This window comes from Fonticella tunisiensis, assembly GCF_004364155.1.
GTDB lineage: Bacteria > Bacillota > Clostridia > Clostridiales > Caloramatoraceae > Fonticella > Fonticella tunisiensis.
Map to the genome: position 1 here is coordinate 1 of NZ_SOAZ01000037.1, position 18,459 is coordinate 18,459.

Annotated in this window: 12 protein-coding genes and 2 pseudogenes; 11 read left to right on the forward strand and 3 right to left on the reverse strand. The window is 36.8% G+C overall.

Going from position 1 to position 18,459, the window contains the following annotated elements; translation table 11 throughout:
* From EDD71_RS15785 to drmB, 11 genes and pseudogenes are all read left to right on the forward strand, one after another.
* Positions 1–234, forward strand: a pseudogene (locus tag EDD71_RS15785) (hypothetical protein); the annotation flags it as partial.
* Positions 150–848 carry a PRD domain-containing protein gene (locus EDD71_RS16160; protein WP_423244839.1) on the forward strand — a complete coding sequence of 233 codons (699 nt, stop codon included), beginning with the start codon at positions 150–152 and terminating at the stop codon, positions 846–848. The pseudogene EDD71_RS15785 and the gene EDD71_RS16160, both read left to right, overlap by 85 nt.
* Positions 849–998: 150 nt before the next feature.
* Complete coding sequence (locus tag EDD71_RS14005) at positions 999–2,882, forward strand: sucrose-specific PTS transporter subunit IIBC (protein WP_133629363.1); 1,884 nt, start codon at positions 999–1,001, stop codon at positions 2,880–2,882.
* A gap of 66 nt (positions 2,883–2,948) precedes the next feature.
* Positions 2,949–3,908, forward strand: a complete 960-nt coding sequence (locus EDD71_RS14010; protein WP_133629364.1) for a carbohydrate kinase family protein — start codon at positions 2,949–2,951, stop codon at positions 3,906–3,908.
* 13 nt (positions 3,909–3,921) lie between these two features.
* Positions 3,922–5,394, forward strand: coding sequence for a glycoside hydrolase family 32 protein (locus tag EDD71_RS14015; protein ID WP_133629365.1), 1,473 nt, complete (start codon positions 3,922–3,924; stop codon positions 5,392–5,394).
* Between the two features lie 436 nt (positions 5,395–5,830).
* Entirely contained in the window at positions 5,831–8,104 is a 2,274-nt protein-coding gene (locus EDD71_RS14020; RefSeq protein ID WP_133629366.1) for a DEAD/DEAH box helicase, read from the forward strand.
* 12 nt (positions 8,105–8,116) lie between these two features.
* A complete protein-coding gene (locus tag EDD71_RS14025; protein ID WP_133629367.1) occupies positions 8,117–8,503 on the forward strand; it encodes an HIT family protein in 387 nt (128 codons plus the stop codon).
* 16 nt (positions 8,504–8,519) lie between these two features.
* The gene (locus tag EDD71_RS14030) at positions 8,520–8,822 is read left to right on the forward strand and encodes a nucleoside triphosphate pyrophosphohydrolase (RefSeq protein ID WP_243116476.1); all 303 of its coding nucleotides are present in this window, start codon (positions 8,520–8,522) and stop codon (positions 8,820–8,822) included.
* A 340-nt stretch (positions 8,823–9,162) separates the two neighbouring features.
* Positions 9,163–11,799 (forward strand): DrmE family protein, encoded by a 2,637-nt coding sequence (locus EDD71_RS14035; protein ID WP_243116478.1) that lies wholly within the window; start codon positions 9,163–9,165, stop codon positions 11,797–11,799.
* A 15-nt stretch (positions 11,800–11,814) separates the two neighbouring features.
* Positions 11,815–15,393 carry a helicase-related protein gene (locus EDD71_RS14040; RefSeq protein WP_133629369.1) on the forward strand — a complete coding sequence of 1,193 codons (3,579 nt, stop codon included), beginning with the start codon at positions 11,815–11,817 and terminating at the stop codon, positions 15,391–15,393.
* Positions 15,390–17,300 (forward strand): DUF1998 domain-containing protein, encoded by a 1,911-nt coding sequence (gene drmB / locus EDD71_RS14045; protein ID WP_133629370.1) that lies wholly within the window; start codon positions 15,390–15,392, stop codon positions 17,298–17,300. Before EDD71_RS14040 ends, drmB begins: the two co-directional genes overlap by 4 nt.
* A 124-nt stretch (positions 17,301–17,424) precedes the next feature.
* On the opposite strand, the gene EDD71_RS14050 is transcribed toward drmB, so the two are convergent.
* The 3 genes and pseudogenes from EDD71_RS14050 to EDD71_RS14060 all read right to left on the reverse strand — a co-directional run.
* A complete protein-coding gene (locus tag EDD71_RS14050) occupies positions 17,425–17,754 on the reverse strand; it encodes a hypothetical protein (protein ID WP_133629371.1) in 330 nt (109 codons plus the stop codon).
* Positions 17,726–17,890 (reverse strand): transposase, encoded by a 165-nt coding sequence (locus EDD71_RS16165; protein ID WP_133629372.1) that lies wholly within the window; start codon positions 17,888–17,890, stop codon positions 17,726–17,728. Before EDD71_RS16165 ends, EDD71_RS14050 begins: the two co-directional genes overlap by 29 nt.
* Before the next feature lie 230 nt (positions 17,891–18,120).
* Positions 18,121–18,459, reverse strand: a pseudogene (locus EDD71_RS14060) (IS30 family transposase); the annotation flags it as partial.

Here is an 18,459-nt window from a genome sequence, read left to right on the forward strand (position 1 = left end):
TTAGAACCTAAAAAAGATTGTTCTGATAAAGATGAGGGTGAAATTACCGGAGGTAAAAGACTCATTAGAAAGCTTTATGAAAAATTTCATCACTTAATAAGAAGGTTGGCCAAGAGATTGACGAATCCAAAATTGAAAAGGTATTTAATATTGAAAACCAAAACAATAATAAAAAGTTTCAAAAGCTTATTGATAAAATTCCTATTGAATATGTCAGGGTATCAGAAAAGATAATAAGCTATGCCAAGGAAAAGTTAAATGCTAAGTTTGACGACCACATATATATTGCACTTACCGACCACCTCGCCTTTGCAATTAAAAGAGCTAACGCCGGTATTAAAATTGAAAATCATCTGCTTTGGGAAATACAAAGGATATATAGGAAGGAATATGAAGTTGGCCTCTGGGCCCTTAACCTTATTGAAAAGGAGCTTAATGTAAGATTTCAAGAGGATGAAGCCGGTTTCATAGCCCTTCACCTCATAAACGCTTCTATCGGTGAGACGATGCCTAGCACTATGAGCATTACTTCTATTGTAAAGAAAATATTAGACATCGTTAAATACTCTCTAATGATAGAATTTGATGAGAATGATTTGTCCTACGACAGGCTTATAACACACCTTAAGTATTTTGCCCAAAGGGCTATATCAAATAAAAAACTTAATGGCCATGGGTCAGAATTTCTTCCTATGATTAAAGAAAAATATCAAAAGGCATATAACTGTGCACTAAAAATAAAAGCTTATATAGAGAAGGACTATAACTATAATGTAAGTGATGAGGAAATTGTATATCTTTCCCTTCACCTGCAAAAAGTCCTTTCATACTTAAAAACTAAAAATTAAGGGTTGTTACTGGTAATGCAGGCAAAACCTAAATTGAGCTTTAAATGTAAGCCTTATAAATGTTCCATTGTACTATGGAATATTTATGGGATATCATTGGGCTCGATTTGGGTTTTTATTTTTATAATTTATAATAAAGGAGGAATTATTATGGATTACATGAAGGTAGCCAAAAGAATTCTAGAACTTGTTGGTGGAGAAGAAAACATTGAAAGTGCAACACACTGCGCCACAAGGCTTAGAATGATATTAAAGGATGAAAATAAAGTTAAGCAAAAAGAACTTGAAAAAATGGACGAGGTTAAGGGAGCCTTTTCAAGCTCAGGACAGTTCCAGATTATCATCGGTCAGGGAGCTGTTAACAAGGTATATGAAGCTATGATTAGCGGTACAAATATATCCAGGTCTTCCCTTAGCGATGCTAAAAAAGCAGCTATGAAGAAGATGAATCCTGTTCAAAGATTTGCTAGGATGCTATCAAATATATTCGTTCCGATAATCCCCGCTATCGTGGCAAGTGGACTTTTAATGGGACTTCTTGGAATGAGCAAAACCTTTGGATGGGTTCAGGGGGATAGCGGATTATTTAAACTTCTAAACATGTTCTCCAATGCTGCATTTATATTTCTTCCTGTTTTAATAGCCTTCAGTGCTGCTAGGGAATTTGGTGCAAACCCCTTCCTTGCTGCGGTATTAGGTGGAATTTTAATTCACCCTGACCTTCAAAACGCATGGACGTTAGGTCAGGGAGTAAAAAATACAATTTCAGTATTTGGATTAAATGTTGGAATGATTGGATATCAGGGTACAGTATTACCTATTCTTATTGCTGTATGGGTAATGGGATATATTGAAAGAGGGCTTAGGAAGGTTGTTCCAAATGTTCTCGATATAATTTTAACTCCATTCTTGACTCTCATGCTTTCAGGTTTTGTTTCACTCCTTGTTATAGGGCCTGCAGGAAGAATAATTGGAGATGCAATTTCAATAGGACTACAAAGCTTTTACAACACAGCTGGGGCATTTGCAGGAATTGTATTTGGTGGACTATACTCATCAATAGTTATTACAGGTATTCACCACAGCTTCCATGCCATTGAGGCAGGGCTTCTTGCAAACCCATCTATAGGTGTAAATTTCCTCCTTCCAATATGGTCAATGGCTAACGTAGCACAGGGAGGTGCTGCCCTTGCAGTATACTTCAAAACCCAAAATAAGAAGATAAAATCTATAGCTCCACCCGCTGCACTTTCATCACTCCTTGGTATAACTGAAGCTGCCATATTTGGTGTAAACCTAAGACTCATAAGGCCTTTTATTGCTGCTGCCATAGGAGGAGCCCTTGGTGGTGGATATGTAGTTCTCACCAGGGTTGCCATGACTGCGGTAGGGGTTACAGGTATTCCTGGAATTGCGATTGTTCCTCAGAAGTCAATGCTCAACTATATAATCGGTATAGTGATAGCCTTTGGTGGAGCCTTTATAGTAACATTAATACTTGGTTTTAAGGATGATATTGAGGAAGAATTATATGAAGTAAAGGAAGATGCTGCAGAAGAAACTGTCTCCTTTAATGGCGAAGCTGAAATACTTCTCTCCCCAATGAAAGGAAAGGCAGTATCTCTTAATGAAGTACCTGACCAAACCTTTGCAGAAGGAATTATTGGTAAGGGAATAGCTATAATTCCTGAGGATGGCGTTGTAGTATCCCCCGTTGATGGAACAGTTGCCCATATGTTTGAAACAAAGCATGCAGTTGCAGTTGTCAGCGATTCAGGGATCGAAGTATTGATTCATGTGGGGATAGATACTGTAAAGATGAACGGAGAAGGCTTCAAGTCCTTTGTAAATACAGGAGATAGGGTAAATGCCGGGGATAAGCTTCTCGAGGTAGATTTAAACCTTATTAATGAAAGAGCTAAATCCACTATAACTCCGATAATTATAACTAATACAGACAAATGTAAGAATATAAAAGAACTAAAAAAAGATTTTGTGGATTTTAAGGACGAAATCATATCTGTAGAATTTTAAGGTATAATGAAAAGAGGAGCAACTCCTCTTTTTCTCAATATTAAAAGATTTATTACGGAGGTAAATATGTCACAGTATATTTTATGCATAGGAGAATTACTTATAGATTTCATTTGTTCTGATATAAATACAACCCTCTCTGAAGGAGTGAATTTTGTTAAAAAGGCTGGGGGAGCCCCTGCTAATGTTTCTGCAGCAATTTCAAAGCTTGGCGGCAATGCATACTTTGCTGGAAAGGTAGGAATGGATCCCTTTGGACTTTTCTTAAGGGACACCCTTGAAGCTGCAGGAGTTAATACTTCTATGCTAGTCTTTGACAATAGCAAAAGCACTACCCTTGCCTTTGTATCATTAAAATCTGATGGAGAGAGGGACTTTGTATTTAACAGGGGTGCAGATGAGCATTTAAGCTTTGAGGAACTTGATAATGAAAAATTACTTTCATCTAAAATAGTACATTTTGGCTCTGCCACTGCCCTACTTGGAGGAAGGCTTAAGGAAACCTATATGAAAGCAATTAATACAGCAAAGGATAATGGCATTTTTATATCCTTTGATCCTAACTACAGGGTGGATTTGTGGAAGGGAAGACTTGATGAATTCATATCTGCTTCTAAGGAATGCATAGGATATGCAGACTTTGTGAAGGTGAGCGATGAAGAGATTAAAATAATTTCCGGTAAGGATAATATTAAGGATGGCGTACATGAGTTTCATAAACTCGGAGCCAAAATTGTCGCTGTAACCCTTGGCAAGGAAGGTACCTTTGTATCAAATGGAGTTGAGTCTGCTGTGGTTCCAAGCATTGAAATAAAATCAATAGATTCCACAGGGGCTGGTGATGCCTTTGTTGGTGCCTTTCTTTACAAGGCAGCAGCTCTTAATAATCTCGAAAACCTAGTTTCTGACTTTGAAAACATAAGGAATATCACCTCCTTTGCAAATAAAGTGGGTGCAATAGTGTGTACAAGACTTGGAGCAATATCCTCACTTCCAACCCTGGAAGAGGTGGAAAAATATAAATAAGGGAGTTAAGCCTATGGATAAAACTGAAGAGCTTTTAAATAGAGCCTATGAATGTATAGAAAAAAATAAGGATAAAGTAAACAGTGATTATTATAGACTTAAATATCATATTATGCCTCCTGCAGGGCTTTTGAATGACCCAAATGGATTCATTGAAATGAACGGGGAATATCATCTGTTTTATCAGTTTCACCCCTTTGATACGAAGCATGGACTAAAGTTCTGGGGACACGTAAAAAGTAGAGACCTTGTAAATTGGGAGGAACTTCCCATCGCCCTTGCTCCATCTATGTGGTATGAAACCCATGGGTGTTATTCTGGGAGTGCAATAAATAACAATGGCACATTAACCCTGATTTATACAGGAAACGTGAAGGATAGTGAAGGAAACAGGGAAACCTATCAATGCCTTGCACTTTCAGAGGATGGAATCAATTTCAGAAAATATGAAGGCAATCCTGTGATTCACAACCAGCCTTTAGGATATACCAGACATTTCAGGGACCCTAAGGTTTGGAGGAACGGACAGGACTGGTATATGGTAATAGGTGCACAGAATGAAAAACTTGAAGGAAGGGCTCTTATATTTAAGTCAAGGGACCTTACCGAGTGGAGTTTTATTGGGGAAGCTGCGGGATCAAATATAGATTCCACAGGCTATCTGGGATATATGTGGGAGTGCCCTGACATTTTTAATCTAAATGGCAAGGATGTACTTATAACTTGTCCCCAAGGTATAGAGCCCGTAGGAGACCTATATAACAATATTTATCAAGCAGGATATTTCGTAGGAAAACTTGATTATAAAACAGGAAGACTCAAGCATGGAGACTTCATTGAGCTTGATAGGGGATTTGAATTTTACGCACCTCAAACAACCCTGGACAGCAAAGGTAGAAGGCTCCTGGTGGCATGGATGGGACTACCCGAAGAGGAAGATCACCCAACTGTAGAGAATGGATGGATACATGCATTAACGATTCCCAGGGTTCTAGAACTTAGGGATAATAAAATATATCAAAGTCCTGTTGAGGAAATGAAACTTTTGAGGAAAAATCATGTAGCCTATAGTGATATACTAATTGATAATGATGAAATAGAACTGGAAAAAGTCGAGGGGGATGTGCTTGAACTTATAGCTGAATTTGAGTTGTTTGATTCCTTGGAATTTGGTATTATGCTTAGGTGTTCTGAGGATGGAAACGAAAAAACTATTATTTCATACGATGCATCGGAAGGAAAGCTAAAGCTTGACAGGAATAAGAGCGGAAAGGGCTATGGTGGAATAAGGCGCTGCACTTTGAGGGATGCTAGAAAGATTAAGTTTAATATTTTTATGGATACTTCTTCCCTTGAAATATTTATAAACGACGGCGAGGAGGTCTTCACCTCAAGAATATATCCTGATAAGGATAGTAAAGGAATAAAATTCTTCTCAAAGAACGGGAAGGTTCGGCTTATACGGCTTGATAAGTGGGAATTGTGATATTGAGTTTTTATTAGAAAATTGGGGACAGATAAAGGCTTTTTTGTAATAGGAAAAGCTATTATCTGCCCCTTTTCATTTTTAAGATAATCCCCTTTCAAAATAAAAATCCTGATATTTAGGTGAGGTTTTCTAATGCAGTCATGAAAAGAGCATTATATATAAGGGATGTCTATTTCGTTTATAGTTCAATACGTCTTTACTTGTCTCGGTTTTATCTACTGTAAATGAAAACACTGCATAATCGCTTAATTCAGCCTGCAATGTCATAAGGAGTTATACAGGTTTACTTGCAGCGTGAGTATCAAAGTTTATAAATATATAGATTCATAAAATAATATAAAAACAGGTAGGATTTTCAGTTTTTGTTTAGAATATTATTTGTAACGGGCTTGTAAGAAACATTATTAAATACAACACCATAGGAGGCCTTCAGATGAAAAGGAGAACTGAAAAGGAAACAGAAACTATAAGACTTGGCAGCACCGCTGAAGATTTGTTTATAGAATTGTTTTCGGAGGTGTTTGGCCCTGAAAAGACAAAATATCTTTTTATACAGTATCCATTTGTTGATATCTACGGAAGGCACAGATTTATAGACTTTGCTCTTGAAAGTATGTATGAAAGGGTAGCAATTGAAATAGACGGGGAAACCTATCATAATCCAGAGAAGGTTTCTTCAAACAAATATTATGATGATCTCTTAAAGCAGAACAGCCTTGTATATAATAACTGGAAGGTATATAGATGGGTGTACAATCAGCTTAAGGAGCAGAGAGAGAAGGTCAAAGATGAGCTTAAAACCTTCCTTGGTGAGTTTCCTGCTTTTAAGGAGATGGAGGATTTCCTGCCATCTCAAAGGGGAAAGATTTTTAATCTCAAGGATCATCAGGAAACTGCCCTTAAAAACCTTGATGAAATGAGGAAAAAGGGTGAAACCATAGCACTTTTATACCACGCAACAGGAACGGGAAAGACGGTAACCGCCGTATCTGATGCAAAGAAAGTAGGTAAAAGGACTCTTTTCCTCGCCCATACAAAGGAACTTGTAGTCCAAGCTAAGGAAACCTTCGAGAAAATATGGGACAGGGTGGATACAGGGCTTTTCGTTTCAGAGCATAAGGATAAGGATGCATACGTTGTTTGTGGAAGTGTTCAAAGCATCTCTCTAAATCTTGATTCTTTTAAACCCGATGATTTTGGATACATTATTATAGATGAAGCTCACCACGGAACAGCCGATACCTATAAAAGGATTTTAAGCTATTTTAAACCTGATTTTACACTTGGACTTACTGCAACCCCAGAAAGGATGGATGGGGAGAATATACTTGAGTTGTTTAAAAATGTTGCTCATAAGCTTGACCTTAAAACAGCGGTGGAACTTGGGGAACTTGTACCCGTAAGGGGCATAAGAATAAAGACAAATGTGGATTTGTCCGAGGTTAGAATAAACGGTATAAAGTATGACGCCCGGGACCTTGAAAGCAAGCTATTTGTGCCTGAGAGAAACAGGGTTATACTGGACACTTACCTTGATTATGTAAAGAACAAAAAGACCGTAATATTCTGCGCATCTGTAAAGCATGCTGAGGAGATAGCAGGATTATTTAAGGATGCAGGGATTAAAGCTGAAGCAGTTTCAGGTTTGACAAAGGCAAGGGAGAGGGAACGGATACTTGAGGAATATGAAAATGGAGATATTAACGTCCTCTGTGCCTGCGACCTTCTAAACGAAGGCTGGGATAGTCCTAAAACACAGGTGCTTTTCATGGCAAGGCCAACAATGTCAAAGACCATATATCTCCAGCAGCTTGGAAGGGGAATGAGAAAGAGTGAGGGTAAGGAATACCTAATGGTGTTTGACTTTATAGATAATGCAAACTTATTTAATATGCCATTGTCACTCCACAGGGTGTTTAACATAGACAAATACAGGCCGGGAGAATATGTGCTGGCACCTGAAAATTTAAGAAAACTAGAAAAGGATTTACTGTTCAAAGGAGAGAAGCCAGAGGTATACCTTGACTTTCCAGTATACGCGGCAGATTATGAACCCATAGATCTTTTCAACTGGCAGGATGAGGTTAAAGATTTAATTTCCCAGATTGAATTTGTAAAAATGGTGGATGCACAGAGTGAAACGATAGAAAGGTATATAAGGGAAGGAAAGATAATTCCGGATTTTGAAGTTCCAATGGGAAGTAGAAGCTTTAAGTATTTCAAAGAGGAAACCGTTAAAAAGTATGCTGTGGAATTCGGATGGGATCTTATAACCCCTGCCAACATGAAGGATAAGTTTATGGATATGGTTAAAACAATGGATATGTCCTACTCATATAAGCCGGTCCTTCTTAAGGCAATGCTTAAATATGCCAGAGAGGACGGTAAGGTAGCAGTGGATGATATAGTTGACTATTTTATTACCTTTTATGAGGATAGAAAAAAGAAGGGGCTGCCTGTTGAAAAGCCAAACAGCATATTCTGCAGGGAAGGTTACACTGAGAAGGAAGTTGAAAGGAATATATTCTCCAATCCTTTTAAGCGTTTTGAGGATATGAGATTTATGAAGAGAAGCAAGGACCTTGAGTATGTGGAATTTAACAGGCATATATGGAAGAAGTTGAGTATGGAAGAGAAGGAATGGATTGTGGAATGGTGTGATAAGAAGCTTGAGGAGTATTATGGAAGGAAAATATTTCAGAAGTAGGAGGATGATATAATGGGTGATTGTTTGTTTTGCAACATATATAAAAATGAAAAAGACAAGATAATAGCGGAAAATGAACTTGCCTTTGCCATATATGATGCCTTTCCGGTGAATGAGGGACATGTACTTGTAATACCTAAGAGGCATTTTGATAGCTTTTTTGATGCAGCTCAGGAAGAAATATCGGCCATATATGATTTGCTGCACAAATGCAAGGTTATTATTGATAATGAATACAAACCAACGGGTTATAACGTAGGTGTAAACATTGGCTATGATGGAGGTCAGACGATATTCCACCTGCATGTTCACTTAATTCCAAGGTATAAGGGAGATGTTGAAAATCCAAAGGGAGGAGTAAGAAGGTTGAAGCCCCAGTTAGTACATTACGAGGGATAAGTAAGGAGTGATATTTATGATTATATACAACAAGCTGATAAGGGACAGGATATCAGAGATAATCGAAGTATCAGGGAAAAAGTGCGAAGTTAGAAGGCTTAACGATGATGAGTATTTGGAGAAGCTCAATGAGAAGCTGATGGAGGAACTTAAGGAGTATTATGAGTCGGGAAGTATAGAGGAATTGGCGGATTTGGTTGAGGTTGTGCATGCGATTGTGAAGGCCAAGGGAAGCAGTGTTGAGAAGCTGAGAGGATTAGGCTGGAGAAGAGAGAGAAACGAGGTAAGTTTAAAGAAAGGTTGTTTTTGGAGAGCATAAAAGAATAATTAGTAGATATTAATTCATAAATACTTTAGCGTATTTTGTGTGACTGAATACTTTAAATAAATAGGGGAGAAAGATAAACATTAACACAAATTATCCTTTTTAATCAATCTTGGATTATACCAACATATTAGCATTATGGAACAAGTTATTACTTGCTTCTTATGGTAGAAATATTAAATTTTACACATGAATATAGCATATTTGTAAAAAACATATAGTGAAATATTAATTTCCAAGTATTACAATATAGTTAAGATTATTCTTTTTGATGAAAAAAATAATCAAGAAGCAGTCTTTTGTTAGAGAGAAATTAGGCAAGCTAACATTATTAATGGGAGAAGGTGGTTTAGTGAGCTTTCAGGTGGAAAAAATAGTTATAAAAGAATATTTAAAAAAACTAAAGTTTTCCATAAAAAATGAGCAACTTACATTCGGTGAATATGATAAATTTAATATAAATATACTGAATGATATTATTAATCAGGAAAAAAGTAGGAATGTTTTTATACATCTAGGTGGTAATGTATTGTTTATACTGTCAATCATTGTGAGTGCAATAGTACAATACCTTAAAAACATGAGAGACCCGAACAATCATCTTCTAAACTTCATTAGTGAAGGTGATGTTATCGAAATCGAAGGGGCAAGGGCCAAGTTTGTAGGAATAGAAGATGACAAAATTATTCTGCAGTACAGTGACTTGACAAGCAGGCTTCCTCTTAAATTTAGTTATAAATTAAGGAAGTATAATGGAAATGCGAAAACACTGAGTAAATACCCTGTTAAGAAAAGCACAAGGCGTAATGTAACCAAGAACATTATATCAGAAATTTTTGATATTGATATAACAACTATGTCGAGTATAATAAAATATTCAACATTAATTGTAGCTCCAAAGAACATCATATATGAAATGGTTAAAAACATTAGAGTATCAGATGATGAGAATTCCTATGAGTTTACATCATTGTTTCCTTGTGCATATTACGGCAGTGTAGAAAGGATGGATAACTTTAGAGGTAATGCTATTAACAGTGAGCCCATTTTAAAATTCACATCGAAAATTTCAACGGCAAGGGATATAATTCAAGTAAATAAAGATATAAAAAATCTTATTATTTTGGGTGAAGATATTTATAAAAATAATCTTTCGGATCTGGAGTGGATTTTAAAGAGAAAATCAGTAGATAATGTAATAATTATACTTGACTGGAGTAATGTTTCATCTATACAGTACATGCTTGGTGGTGAGGAAAAATATAATGTTTTCGCATGGAGCGAGGAAGCTCTTTTAAGTAACATAAACCTTAGTAACTATTTAGACATAAGGAATACCACATCAGCTTATATCATAGAACAGAAAAAGGTAATAAACTACTTTCTAAACAGGAATGTTGATCTTTTAAGAGTTGATGACGATGAAAAGATTTCAGGCACAATTAGGGACATTAGGAAGACTTTAAATGAGCTGGCTAAAACTAATGCGGATAGTGATGATAAAAATCAGTTTATAAAAATATCCTATGGTCTATTATCAATTTTTGAAAAGCTGCCTGTTCCGCTTAAATATCTAGAGAAGGCCATAGATGAAAAGAAACTTGTTGCATTGCATCCACGAAGAGCGCTAGCCGAGCTAAGGATACTTGCTGGAAGACTTTTGGAATATACTTGGACAAGCAACTATAAGTCAAAGGTGGATTTTATTCTAAGTAAACTTGAATATATACGTGAACAGATACAGGATTTCAATCCTAAATGGGCTGAATTTATAAAGGAGATAAGAGCAATACAGTATAAATCACATCTTGTGCTGGTTCCAAAGGCATATTATGCAGAGGCGATTTATGTGTGCTTTAGAGAAAAAGGACTTCAACATAACATAAAAATTCTGCCGGTATCAAAATATACAAAGGATGCCTTTTATGATGAAATTTTACTGGTAGGCGTATATGATGACAAAAAATTTAATGCTTTTAATAACTGCTATGCTATGAATGAGAAATATCTGGCCTACCCTATAGAGGCAAAACATTTCTTATGGGCAAGAAAGATGAATGATAAACTGATAAAAGAAATTGAAAAAGTCAACTCACTGGTTAAATATGAGGAAACAGCTGTAACATATGAACCTGATATTGTTCTAGATAAAGAAACTGAAAATGAGGTGAATGAACTTGTCGAGCTTGAATCGATTATTGATAGCATAATCAGGAGTGAAACCATATACGAATTTGAGCAGGAAAGAAATGTATCAAGGATTAAATGCATAAGATGTGCGGTATTTGAAACTGGTGAAAGAGCATATTTTACAAGGTATTTTAAACCAAATGTGATTGATAGAGATAGCGAAAATATAATAGAAAAAAACGTAGAGGATCTGAAACCAGGAGATGAACTTGTTTTTGTTCGTAATGAACATGATATGGAGAAAGATATAATACTTGATATTATTGACAGGCTTATGATGAATAGGGATTTTAAGGACAAATATGACAATATTTTGTATTTGAGCAGGATATGGAAGGAAAAACTCAGGGATTACCTTGAAAGCACCGGATTTAATGAAGAATACATTTCAAGGCAGCTTGCGGCATATAACTGTTCAAGAGATGCTGCGACCATTGCAACTTGGATTAGAAGTAATAAAATAATAGGGCCTTTGGAGAAGAATGTATATAAAGCACTTGCTTCCATAACAAATGACAGCTTTATGATTAAAAACTGGGTTAAAATTCATGAAGCCTGCTCCATAATAAGAAAGTTGCATACAAGACTTAAAAAATACCTTGCTAGTAGCATAATAAAATCAGTTGTAGGTGTTAACGCGGAAGACAATTCGGAATTTAGAATAATCAGGGAGATTGTGGGCGAGCTGTCAGAGCTTGCCCAGATTGTTCAAGTTGAAAGTATCTTTGAGCTTGAAAAAGAGATTCCTGCCTATATGGCAAACAAACTCATAGAAATGTAGCTTGGGAGGGTTTAAATGAGCAGAGATGTAACTATACAGGATTTTATAAATGCGAGGGAACAGATTTTAAAGGGGATTAGAGCGGAAATTATTGGACCAGGGTCTGAAGATATAGGTCCTGATATAGAACATGAGATTATAACCGAATCTCCTTTGCAAAGATATAATGTAGGAATACTTTATCCCCAAAAGAATGTTCAGAATCAGGAAAACGACGAATTAATAAATACACAGGAGGAAAATGGGGAAATTCCTAGAGAAGAATCGGAATTACATGAAACGGAAGAAATTGAGAAATTTGAAAAGAAAGTAACAACCATTGTAAGAGATGAAAGAAATAAGGAAATAGATGAGCAAATAAACATGGCAAATCAGTTTCTGCCTTCTTCGATGGGTTTAACTTTCTTTGCAAAGGGAATAAGTGATAGTATTGTTGTTGGAGTAAAATATGCAGAGTATAGATTGAGCACTTTTAAGGATGCATGCGTTGCATGTGATAATTTGGATAAAAGAAAACTGGATGATCCTTTATTAAGTGAATTTATATATGAAGAAGGTGGAAAACTTAAGCTTAAGAAGGTTTTAAATACAAGCGATATTAACCGGTTAAAGGCAGAAGGGGCAGTATCAAGTGATGAATTTGAAAATGCTTTGTACAAGCTCAGTGCCCAGTGCAGTGATTCGAATGCAAAGTTCCGTAAGGAAGCATTTGTAAGGGTTCCAAAACAAGCACAAGTGACTGTAACATTCGAACATGGGTCAAATATTTACAGGAAGAAAATATTTGATGATTCGAATCTTGAGCTATGTGCATTTAGAAGACAGTACAGTGATGGAATAATAAGCCTTACAATTATTCTTGTAAATACAAATGAAGGTAAGCCCTCATATAGGAATACATTCTTCCAGCCAGAAATAAGTATTGAAACTAATAATAATCCGGGTATGTCATTTGTTGAATACATGGAAAATCCATATCTTGAGAAAAAGGAGGATAGAGGGTACGATGAAGAACAGTCCTTGGACCTCCTGTACAGGCATAAGAAGACCTATGCTATAGGGCATGGTGTTTCGGCTGTTTATGATGTTGATGAAATAAGTAGAAAAGGAAAAATAGTATCCGATTTTATGCCTTACTTTGAAGTACCAAAGCTTAACTTCAACATTGAAGAGATTTCGGAGATATCTGAAAGAGTATTGCCAATGAAGAATCTTTCGGACTTCTCGAAGTATGGGAAGGAAGATATAATTAGCCTCCTAAGGCAATTCGTGAATGCTTATGAAAATTGGATAATTGGACTCGAAAAAGAGATGCAGCAGCTTGAAGAGAAATTTCATGCTGCTGCAAAAAGGCATATAGAAAAATGCAGAATAGCTTTAAAAAGGATGTACTGCGGAGTGGATGCTTTGGAGGAGAACGAAAATGTGTTTAAGGCTTTTTTACTTGCAAATAGAGCTATGCTTATGCAGAGAGTACACTCCAAGATACAAAGCTGTGAAAGATATCCAGGAGAATCAGAACTTAAAGAAATTGACTATAAGTTAGTGCCTGACAGTGATGCAAGCTGGAGGCCGTTTCAGTTAGCATTTCTGCTGATGTGTATCAAGTCAATTGATGATCCGACTTCTTTTGACAGGGATATAGTTGACTTGATATGGGTACCAACTGGTGGTGGAAAAACAGAGGCATACCTTGGGCTTACTGCCTTTACTATTTTTCTGAGAAGGCTTAAGGATCCGGTAGATGGTGGAGGGACGACCATACTAATGAGATATACTCTAAGACTTCTTGCAGCACAGCAGTTTATAAGATCAAGTATATTAATATGTGCCTGCGAGCTGATAAGGAGAGAAGGTAAGTACAAACTAGGAAAGGAACCAATAACTATAGGGTTATGGATTGGCAGTGAGTCTACTCCAAACAAGATACAAGAGGCAAAGGAACTAATAAACGAACTTTACAAATGCACAAGGAAGGAGATGCTTGAAAGTACCAAGGAAAAGTGTAACAAGTTTCAGCTATTAAAGTGTCCATGGTGTGGAACAAAGCTTGTGAAGGAAATTGTAGATGGAGAAATTAAGGGAGAATGGGGCTACAGTACTATGCCAAACAGAATGCTATTCTGCCCCGATGAAGATTGTGAATTTAATGCAGGTCTTCCAGTTAAAGTTGTTGATGAAGTGATTTATAAAAATCCACCAACTCTGCTCTTTGGTACCGTTGATAAATTTGCAATGATAACATGGGAAGAGGAAGTGTCAAGACTGTTTGCTCTTGACCATGGAAATAATACAAAGTCTCCGGAGCTTATTATACAGGATGAGCTTCATCTTATATCCGGGCCACTTGGAACTATAGTAGGACTATACGAAACAGCTATTGATAAAATGTGTAGTGTGAAAGGTATTAAGCCTAAAATTATAGCATCAACAGCGACCATAAGAAGAGCTGAAGAACAGTGCCGGAATCTTTATGTCCGCCAAGTAATGCAATTCCCGGCTCCCGGGCTTTCAGCAGATGATTCATTTTTTACAAGAGAAATAAAGGTTGATGATAAAAATCCAGGAAGACTTTATGTGGGCATTATGCCATCAGGAAAAACTTTAACAACGGTTGAAATCAGACTTATGGCAACTTTGCTTCAGAAAATAAGCATGATGAATATTCACGATGAAGTTAAGGATAAATACTGGACTCTTGTAGGATATTTCAACAGTCTTCGTGAACTTGGAAAGTGTTCAACTCTTGTGGATGATGACGTAAAGGACTTTATGAGAAGGCTTGCCAACAGGCTTGCCGATAAGAAAGCACTAAGAGTGATTATGGAGGCCGATGAACTTACAAGCAGAATACCGTCAGGGCTTATAACAAAGACATTGGACAGGCTTGAAACAGCCTACTGCAGAGAGAATATTGAAAATAAAAACTATCCTGTTAATGTTCTGCTTGCAACAAATATGATATCAGTAGGTGTAGATGTATCAAGGCTTAACCTTATGCTTATTCTTGGACAGCCAAAGCTTACATCAGAGTATATACAGGCTTCCAGTAGAGTTGGGAGAACATTCCCGGGACTGGTATTTACGCTTTATGATTCAGCAAAGAGCAGGGACAGGTCCCACTATGAGCAGTTCTATTCCTACCACCAATCCTTCTACAAGTTTGTTGAGCCGACAAGTGTTACACCATTCTCAGGCCCGGCAAGGGACAGAGCCCTTCATGCACTGCTAATAAGCATGGTAAGGCACATTGGAGGGTTAAATTCCGAAGAAATGGCAACAGACTTCAGGGAAGACATGGAGATTACAAAAGAAATTGAGGATTATATTGTTGAAAGAGTTAAAGTAATAGATGAATCACAGATTGACGATGTTAAGAATGAAATAAGGAGCTTCTGGTACAGATGGATAGAAAAGATAGACAGCCTTTCAGAAGGAGAGTTTCTTACTTATTCAAAAAAGGATAGAAAGCATCTTATAAAACCATTTGGGAAAAAGGATGGAGATACTGCATTTGAAACACTTCAGTCAATGAGAAATGTTGACTTTGAGAGTGGGGTACATATAATTGTATTCGGAGATGATGATAAATGAGATATATCGATTTATATAACAAAACACATAATTTAAGAGCAGGACAGGCAATAACAACATTTGGCACAGGTGCAATGGTTGATTTTATAGATCAGACGCTTATGGCAGCTGCACCTGAATTCTGGGGAAAAGGTAGATCGATACATGACGAACGTCTTGAAAAGATACTTGGGGTAAATGAATTCAGAATGCCATTATCGGTTGATGAATATGAAGTTGGACTGCCTTTTGTAAGGTTTCCTGAATGGTACTTTTGTCCAGCATGCAGAAGGTTCAAGCCAATAGACGAATGGGAAAGGGAATACAAGCAAAAATACAAACCAAGAAACAATAAATCTTCTGATGATATGAAGGTACCAAAATGTCTTGAATGTAAGGGACATCCGCAACTGGTGCCTGCAAGAATTATTACAGTATGTGAGCATGGGCATATACAGGATTTTCCTTGGGTTGAATGGGTTCATATACAGGATAAAAAGAATATATGTTCAAATCCTCAGTTAAAGATTAAAACAGGTTCAGCTTCTTCAGGCCTTGAGGGTATTAAAATAGAGTGTAAGTGCGGTGCAAAGACAACAATGGCAAACTCCTTTTCGGAAGATATTTTTGAAAAAGTGGAAGAAAAAGCTGTTAAGATTAACAGTGATTATGACGAGCTGTTCAAGTGTAAGGGAAAAATGCCTTGGAAGGGAAAAAAGGAATCATGTAATCTCTATCCAAGGACAGTCCAGAGGGGTGCATCTAATGTGTATTTCCCCAAGATAGAAAGTTCAATAGTAATTCCGCCATATTCGGATGATTTGAATGTGGAGATTGAGAACAGCAAGGAATTTGAGTTCTTTATTCGGGATTATAATAAGGCTGTATCAAGGGGAAGAAAGGATGAATTCATAAAGGAAGATCTTAACGAGCATGTAGAAAATATTGCAAATGAACTTAGAAAGCCAGCCGAATCTATTCGAAAGATTATTGAAAGAAAAATATTGAATAATGGATCAGAAAACAAACAAACAAGAATTTCAAAAAACAAGTATAAAGAAGAAGAATACAGGGCGCTTACAGGAGATACCCCAATGGAAATTCTGGATAGCAGGGACTTCAAGATTGAAGAAATGGATATAGATAAATATAATATGCCTCATTTAAGCAAAGTTGTACTTGTCCATAAGATGAGGGAAGTCAGAGTTTTAACTGGATTCACGAGGCTTAGCCCACCTGATCAGAACTTTATAGGAAACGATTTTGAAATGAGCAGAAAAGTTAGATTTATCAGCGTTAAGGAAGAAGATACAAACTGGTATCCAGCATATGAAGTGAGAGGAGAGGGAATATTCATCGAACTCGATAATAAAATGATTGACACATGGTGTAATGGAAACGAAGAGATAGGCAAAAGTGCTCAGATATTAAATAAACAATATGAAATAATATCAAGCCAGAGAGGTTATACAAAAAGAGAAATATCGGCAAAGTTTATTCTACTCCATACACTCGCTCACCTTCTTATACGTGAACTTAGCTTTGAGTGTGGTTATTCCTCTGCTTCACTAAGGGAGAGGATATACTGCAATGATCCGGACGACGAATACCAGATGTCGGGAATATTTATTTACACAGCAAGTGGAGATGCTGAGGGTACGCTTGGTGGACTTGTAAGGCAGGGGCTTCCGGACACATTGCCGAAAATCATATACAATTCCGTACAAAGAGCCAGATGGTGTTCTGTTGACCCTGTATGCATGGAAAGCAGGGGACAGGGTCGAGATTCATTAAATCTTGCAGCATGTCATGCATGCACTCTTGTATCTGAAACAAGCTGTGAGGAATTTAATGTTTTGCTGGATAGAAAAATGATAGTGGGGACTTTGGAAAGGCCTGAAATCGGATTCTTTAGCGATATATTATAATTTAACTCGTTGTGCTACTCTGAAAACTATACCCAGTGTAGCCTAAAAGGACAAAAAACACCCTCCTAGAAGTGTCATATATAAATTTATGACACCTATGGCTACTACAATTTAATAATACTATTTATTCTTTTACAACTTTATACCCTAGAGAGTTTAAGAACTTAGTTGAACGTTTAACTATAGCTGATTCATTTAATTTATTAAAGTAGTCTGGGCCAAGGTCCTGGTACGGTATTTTATTTTTAATAATGTTATATGTGATTATTAATATTGTGTGGGCTAAGGCTAATGCTGCACGGTTGCCACCACGCCTTGCAGCAATTCTACGGTATTTTGCTGATAGATAGGTGTTCTTAGTATGAGCTGCAGCTCGGGCTGCTTCAATAAGGGTACGCTTTAATGATGAATTACCACTGCGAGATTTACTTCTTTTTTTTACCGGCACTCTCATCATTGCCTGGAACAACCCCTGCCCACGCTGCCAGATGGGAAGCCGAAGGAAATTGTTCCATAGTTGTACCTATCTCTGCTAAGATATCTTGAGCTGCTTTGGGGCCTACTCTTGGTATTGTATCTAATAGCTTTATAAGATCACTAGCCTCTTTTAATCTAACATTAACACTTAAATTGCAATATTAAATGCAACACTTAATGAAAAATCGTGTTGAATAGGGTTAAGGTAGCCCATACTTAACCTTAAGCCCATCCTAATTACTAAAATTGAGCGAATGTAGGGATTTGTCAAGGGCTGCGGAGCAGGCGAAGTCTTTACCCTTGATAAATCACAAGTGAGCTCTACAATAGATAAAATATGGGCTTAAGAAATTTTAACTAATTCCTCATAGAAGCATTCCTCAGGTGTTTTATAGCTCAATAATTTGCGTGGAAGATGATTAATCCAATTTTGAACTCTTTCAATTGTATCTATTGATAGATCTTTGATTTTTTTACCTTTAGGAATAAAGCGGCGTATAAGACCATTTGGCGTTCATTAGTACCTCTTTCCCAAGAGGAATAGGGATGAGCAAAGTATACTTCTGTTCCCCATTCTTTAACAACAGTTTCTAAATCACTAAATTCTTTGCCATTGTCAGCAGTTATAGTTTTAAATATTTGATGTATTTTATTACCATAAATATCCTTTAGTCTTGATAAT

Bases quoted from the DNA above. Each gene is read 5' to 3' on its own strand.
- EDD71_RS14020 (WP_133629366.1), top strand. From the start codon at position 5,831: ATGAAAAGGAGAACTGAAAAGGAAACAGAAACTATAAGACTTGGCAGC.
- EDD71_RS14050 (WP_133629371.1), bottom strand. From the start codon at position 17,754: ATGAGAGTGCCGGTAAAAAAAAGAAGTAAATCTCGCAGTGGTAATTCA.
- EDD71_RS14030 (WP_243116476.1), top strand. From the start codon at position 8,520: ATGATTATATACAACAAGCTGATAAGGGACAGGATATCAGAGATAATC.
- EDD71_RS14015 (WP_133629365.1), top strand. From the start codon at position 3,922: ATGGATAAAACTGAAGAGCTTTTAAATAGAGCCTATGAATGTATAGAA.
- EDD71_RS14025 (WP_133629367.1), top strand. From the start codon at position 8,117: ATGGGTGATTGTTTGTTTTGCAACATATATAAAAATGAAAAAGACAAG.
- EDD71_RS14010 (WP_133629364.1), top strand. From the start codon at position 2,949: ATGTCACAGTATATTTTATGCATAGGAGAATTACTTATAGATTTCATT.
- EDD71_RS14005 (WP_133629363.1), top strand. From the start codon at position 999: ATGGATTACATGAAGGTAGCCAAAAGAATTCTAGAACTTGTTGGTGGA.
- drmB (WP_133629370.1), top strand. From the start codon at position 15,390: ATGAGATATATCGATTTATATAACAAAACACATAATTTAAGAGCAGGA.
- EDD71_RS14040 (WP_133629369.1), top strand. From the start codon at position 11,815: ATGAGCAGAGATGTAACTATACAGGATTTTATAAATGCGAGGGAACAG.
- EDD71_RS14035 (WP_243116478.1), top strand. From the start codon at position 9,163: ATGGGAGAAGGTGGTTTAGTGAGCTTTCAGGTGGAAAAAATAGTTATA.